The organism is Cellulomonas algicola (genome assembly GCF_003851725.1).
Classification (GTDB): Bacteria; Actinomycetota; Actinomycetes; order Actinomycetales; family Cellulomonadaceae; genus Cellulomonas; species Cellulomonas algicola.
Window position 1 is genome coordinate 1 of sequence record NZ_BHYL01000205.1, and the last position, 5,644, is coordinate 5,644.

The following is a 5,644-nucleotide window of genomic DNA, read 5'->3' on the forward strand; positions in this document are numbered from 1 at the left end:
CTCCCGGTCGCCCACCGCGAGGCCCGGCGCCGTCGGCGCGCCGCGGTCGTGCTCCTCCTCGCCGCGGGCCTCGTCGGCGGGGGCCTCGCGGCCGCACCCGCGGGCGCGGCCGAGCCCGCGCCCTTCACGTTCGTCGTGCTGCCCGACACGCAGAACTACGTGAGCACGTCCGCGAACCAGGCGACGATGGGCGTCCAGACCCGGTGGATCGCCGACCACGCCGACGAGCTCGACGTCGCGTTCGTGTCGCAGGTCGGCGACCTGGTCGGCGTCGACACCGCCGACGTGCAGTGGCAGCGGGCGTCGCAGCACATGGCCGTGCTCGACACGGCGGGTGTGCCGAACGCCGTGCTGCCCGGCAACCACGACATGAACCTCACGACCGGCGAGGCGCCGCTCTACCGGCAGTACTTCCCGCCGAGCCGGTACGCGGACGCGTCCTGGAACGGCGCGACGGCGTCGTACGGCGGGTACCTCGGGCAGGGGCTGTTCGGGCCCGACCCCGTCGACCGGCAGAACATGGACTCGTTCGCGCTGTTCACCGCCGGCGGCATGGACTTCCTGCTGCTCAGCCTCGAGATGAATGCGCCCGACTCCGCGCTCGACTGGGGCCGCCGGGTCCTCGCCGCCTACCCCGAGCGGCGCGCGATCGTCGCGACGCACTCCTACGTCGACACCGCGGGCGGGCTCACGACGCAGGTCGCGCGCGCCGACGGCGGCAACAGCGGCCGGGCGATCTGGGAGGAGCTCGTCCGGCCGTCGTGCTCGGTCTTCCTCGTCGTCTCGGGCCACTTCAGCGAGGGCGACCTCGGCGAGGCGCGCCGCACCGACACCAACGCGTGCGGGCAGCCCGTGCACGCGGTGCTCACCGACTACCAGGACCGTGCCAACGGCGGCGACGGCTGGCTGCGCTACTACACGTTCGACCCCGCGGCCGACGAGATCCGCGCGACGACGTACTCGCCGACGCTCGACCGCTACGAGACCGACGCCGACAGCCAGTTCACGCTGCCCTACGCGATGACGGGCACGCCGACCGACCCGCCTCCCGGCCCGCTCGCCGCCGACGCGTTCGGGCGGGCCCTGACGGGCGGCTGGGGGAGCGCCGACGTGGGCGGCCCGTGGTCGGTCGGCGGCGGGACGGCACGGTTCGCCGTCGGCGGCGGTACCGGCCAGCAGTCGCCGCTCCCGGGCGGCACCGTCACCGCGACGCTCGGCGGCGTGTCGTCGACCGCGACCGACGTGACGGCGACCGTCGCGCTCGACCGCATCCCGAGCAACGCGCTCTACGCCACGGTGTCGGGCCGGGTCGTCGGATCGGGCGACTACGGCGCGCGCGTCAAGGTCCTCGCGGGCGGCGCGGTCCAGCTGCACGCCGAGCGCTCGGGCACGGTCCTCACGGGCGGCACGCTGCCGGGCGTCACGCTCACCGCGGGCGAGCGGCTGCGGGTCCGCACGCAGGTCGAGGGCACGTCGCCGACGGTCGTGCGGGTGCGTGCGTGGGAGGACGGGCAGGCGGAGCCGACGGCGTGGCAGTTCACCGCGACCGACGCGACCGCCGCGCTGCAGGGCGCCGGGGGCGTCCGGCTCATGACGTACGTGAGCTCCACGACGACCGGCGGCGCGCTCACGGCCCGGTGGGACGACCTCCTCGTCATGCCGATCGGCGCGGCGCCGCCGCCCCCACCGCCGAACCAGCCGCCCACGGCGTCGTTCACGGCGATGACCGCCGGCCCCACCGCGTCCGTCGACTCGGCCGGGTCGACCGACGCCGACGGCACGATCGTGTCCCGCACCTGGTCGTTCGGCGACGGTGGCACGGCGACCGGCACGACCGCGTCGCGCACGTACGCCGCGGCGGGCACGTACACCGTCACGCTGACGGTGACGGACGACGACGGCGCGACCGCGTCGACGACGCGCGCGGTCACCGTCAGCGCGCCGCCGCCGCCGTCGACGACGCTCGCGGCCGACGCGTTCGCGCGCACCGTGACCGGTGGCTGGGGGAGCGCCGACACGGGCGGCGCGTGGACGGTCGCGGGCGGGTCGTCGCGGTTCTCCGTCGGCGCCGGGACGGGCGTGACGCAGGTCCCCGCGGGTGCCACGCTGACCGCGACGCTGGGCTCCGCGGCGGTCGCGGCGACCGCGACGGACGTGCACGCGACCGTCGCGCTCGACACCGTCCCGGACGGGCCGCTCTACGCGACGGTCTCCGGGCGGGTGGTCGGGTCCGCGGACTACGGCGCCCGGGTGAAGGTGCTCGCGACCGGCGCGGTGCAGCTGCACACCGAGCGGTCCGGCACGGTCCTCACGGGCAACACGCTGCCGGGTGTGGTGCTCACGCCGGGTGCTCGCCTGCACGTGCGCGTGCAGGTCCAGGGCACCGCGCCGACGACGGTGCGCACGCGGGCCTGGCTCGACGGCACACCCGAGCCGACGACGTGGCAGTACACGACGACCGACGCGACGGCGGGGCTCCAGACGGCCGGGGGCGTGCGCCTGATGGCGTACCTCAGCTCGTCGACGACGAACGGCCCGACGACGGTCCGCTGGGACGACCTCGTCGCGACCCGCCTGCCCTGACGTCCGCCTGCGTCACGGTGACGGCGCCCGACGCCTGGCCGGGCGTCAGAGGACCGCGACCCGGGGCCGGGTACCGCACGGACCCGCGACCCGGTCCTCGGGCCCGGGTCGCGACCCGGGCTACAGGGGGCGGCCAGCCTCGAGCTCGGCGACGAGCGAGCGGACGACCGCGTCGAGCTCGCCCGCGTTCCGGCGCGCGACGGCCCGCTGCCGCTGGTACGACGCGCCACGGCGCAGGATGACGCGCACGTGCTCGAGCTCCTCGCTGCACCCGAGCCGCTCCGCGACGGGCGCGAGCTCGACGAGCCAGCGGCCCACGGCGTCGGTGACGAGCTCCTCGTCGCCCGCGGCGTTCGTGATGATGATCGCGTCCATGCCGTAGCGGGCGGACCGCCACTTGTTCTCCTGCGCGAACCACGGCGGCAGCGCGGGGAGCGCCTCGCCGCGGTCGAGCATCGACGAGAAGTGCTCGACGAAGCAGTGCGTGAGGGCCGAGATCGCGGTGACCTCGAGCAGGTTGGTCGCACCGTCGGCCACGCGCATCTCGAGCGTCCCGAACCGCGGCGACGGCCGGACGTCCCACCGGACCTCGTCGAACTGGTCGATGACGCCCGTGTGCATCATGTCGCCGACGTACTGCTCGAGCTGCTCCCACCGCTCGAAGCCGAACGGCAGCCCGGCGGTCGGCAGCTGCTGGAACAGCAGTGCGCGGTTGGACGCGTACCCGGTGTCCTTGCCGCCCCAGAACGGTGACGACGCGGACAGCGACTGCAGGTGCGGGAACACCGTGAGCATCGCGCGGGACAGCGGCAGCACCTTGTCGCGGTCCTCGATCCCGACGTGCACGTGCACGCCGTAGATGAGCATCTGCCGGCCCCACCACTGCGTGCGGTCGATGAGGGTCGCGTACCGCTGCTTGTCGGTGACCTTCTGCTGCGCCCAGTTCGCGAACGGGTGCGTGCCGCCGCCCATGAGCTGGATGCGCAGCGGTTCGGCGGCCGCGGCGACCTCGTCGAGCGCGCGGCGCAGGTCGGCACCGGCCTCGCCGACGGTCCGGCACACGCCGGACGCGACCTCGACGGTGTTGAGCAGCAGCTCCTGCTTGATGTGCGGGTGCTCCGAGCCGTCGGTCGGCCGCACGGTGTCGAAGATGGCCTGGGCGGCCTGCCGCAGGTCGCCCGAGTCGGCGTCGACGAGCGCGACCTCCCACTCGAGCCCGACGCTCGACCGCGCGGACCGCGCGAACGGCAGCGTGACGCGCGCGGCCATCAGACGCGCTCCACGACGAGCACCTGCTGGTGCCCGGCGACCCGGGTCAGGACGACGGTGGCCTCGGCGTCGCCGCGCAGGTCGAGCTGCTTGCGCAGCTGCTCGGGCACGACGGCCGTGCCGCGCTTCTTGATGGTCAGCCGCCCCACGCCGCGCTCGCGCAGGTACGTGCGCAGCCGCTTGAGGCCGAACGGCAGGGTGTCGAGCACGCGGTACGCGGTGGCGACGGGTTCGTCGTGCAGCTCGTCGGACGTCACGTAGGCGATCGTGGGGTCGACGAGCGTCCCGCGCACCCGGTGGGCGACGTCCCCGACGAGCCCGGCGCGGATGACGGCGCCGTCGGGCTCGTAGAGGTACGCGCCCACGGGTCCGGCGGAGGCGTGCGCGGGGCCGTCGGGACCGGTCGCCAGGGTGTGCGCCGTCGTCCCCGCCAGCACGAGCGCCGACCGCCCCGGGCCCTCGGGTGCGAGGGGGCCGAACCAGAGCCCGACCTCGACGACGTCGCCGTCGACGGACACCCACTGCGCGTGCGCGTCGGCCGGGAGCGCCGAGTGCGGGACCCCCGGGCCGAGCTTGAGCCCGAGCGCGGGGACGCGGTCGCGCAGCGCGAGGACGGCGTCGAGCGGCGGCGCGTACGCGGCGGGGTCGAACACGCGGCTGCCCGACGACGTGCGCCGCGCGGGGTCGGCGTACACCCCGTCGACGCCCTCGGCGACGAGGTCGAGCGTGAGCCCGTCGGCGTGCCGCACCTCGGTGTCGGGGAAGTGCCGCAGGTTGACGGTGGCGATCGCGGCGGTGGCCTCGTCGACGTCGGTCGCGAGCACGGCGAGCCCCATGCCGGCGAACGCCATCGCGTCGGCACCGATCCCGCACGTGAGGTCGGCGACCCGCGTGCTGCCGGCGTCGCGGTAGCGCCGGGCGTGGTGCGCCGCGACCGTGAGCCGCGTGGCCTGCTCGAGACCCGCGGCGGTGAAGAGCATGCCGTCGGCGAAGTCGCCGAGCTTCGCGCGGGCCCGCGCGCGCAGCCGGGACTGCGTGAGCGCGGCGGCGACGAGGGCGGGGTCGAGCCCCTCGGCGTGCAGGCGCGCGGACAGCGCCATGGTCCGCTGCTCGTCGTACGGCGGGAGCGCCGAGAGCAGGGCCCATCCCTGGGGGCTGAGCAGCGCGCTGAGGCCGGCGGCGTCCATGCGGGCGATCCTTGCACGGCCCGACGGGCCGCACGACGGGCGGGGCCACCCGGTGGCTCGTGAAGCGCGCGCCCGCGCGACACCCGCGCCACGCCCGGTCGTTGGCACTCGCCTTGACCGAGTGCTAACGCGTTCCTAGAGTGAGGAGCTGGCACTCTCCCTGTGGGTGTGCCAGCTGCGCACCTGGTCACGGCACCCGCGACGACGTGAGTCGGTGCGCTCGGACAGCTCGAACACGACTCACATGCGAAGGGGAGGTCCGCTGTGTCGGTCTCCATCAAGCCCCTCGAGGACCGGATCGTCGTCAAGACGCTCGACGCGGAGACGACGACGGCCTCGGGTCTCGTCATCCCGGACAGCGCCAAGGAGAAGCCCCAGGAGGGCGAGGTCCTGGCCGTGGGTCCGGGCCGTGTCGACGACAACGGCAACCGGATCCCGCTCGACGTGGCCGTCGGCGACAAGGTGATCTACTCGAAGTACGGCGGCACCGAGGTCAAGTACGCCGGCGAGGAGTACCTCATCCTCTCGGCCCGCGACATCCTCGCGGTCGTCGTCAAGTGATCTGACGGTGCCCGGCGTCCGTCGCTGACGGCGCCGGGCACCCC

The 5,644-nt window shown here is 74.9% G+C and carries 4 protein-coding genes; 2 read left to right on the forward strand and 2 right to left on the reverse strand.

All coding sequences use genetic code 11. From position 1 onward, the window contains the following. Window positions 1-2,583: PKD domain-containing protein (locus tag CTKZ_RS13270; protein WP_307720305.1), on the forward strand; the 2,583-nt coding region annotated here is incomplete at its 5' end. 120 nt (window positions 2,584-2,703) lie between these two features. Here the strand turns inward: CTKZ_RS13270 and CTKZ_RS13275 are convergent. Together CTKZ_RS13275 and CTKZ_RS13280 are read right to left on the reverse strand one after the other, a co-directional pair. Continuing rightward, on the reverse strand, window positions 2,704-3,852 hold the full coding sequence (locus CTKZ_RS13275; protein ID WP_124343396.1) for a glutamate--cysteine ligase: 1,149 nt from the start codon (window positions 3,850-3,852) through the stop codon (window positions 2,704-2,706). Next, on the reverse strand, window positions 3,852-5,039 hold the full coding sequence (locus tag CTKZ_RS13280; protein WP_124343397.1) for a class I SAM-dependent methyltransferase: 1,188 nt from the start codon (window positions 5,037-5,039) through the stop codon (window positions 3,852-3,854). Before CTKZ_RS13280 ends, CTKZ_RS13275 begins: the two co-directional genes overlap by 1 nt. A 264-nt stretch (window positions 5,040-5,303) precedes the next feature. Between CTKZ_RS13280 and groES the strand changes: the two genes are divergently transcribed. Next, window positions 5,304-5,600, forward strand: coding sequence for a co-chaperone GroES (groES, locus tag CTKZ_RS13285; protein WP_124343398.1), 297 nt, complete (start codon window positions 5,304-5,306; stop codon window positions 5,598-5,600). Window positions 5,601-5,644 lie beyond the last annotated feature (44 nt).

Coding starts and splice junctions, on each gene's coding strand:
- CTKZ_RS13275 (WP_124343396.1), bottom strand. CDS start 3,852: ATGGCCGCGCGCGTCACGCTGCCGTTCGCGCGGTCCGCGCGGTCGAGC.
- CTKZ_RS13280 (WP_124343397.1), bottom strand. CDS start 5,039: ATGGACGCCGCCGGCCTCAGCGCGCTGCTCAGCCCCCAGGGATGGGCC.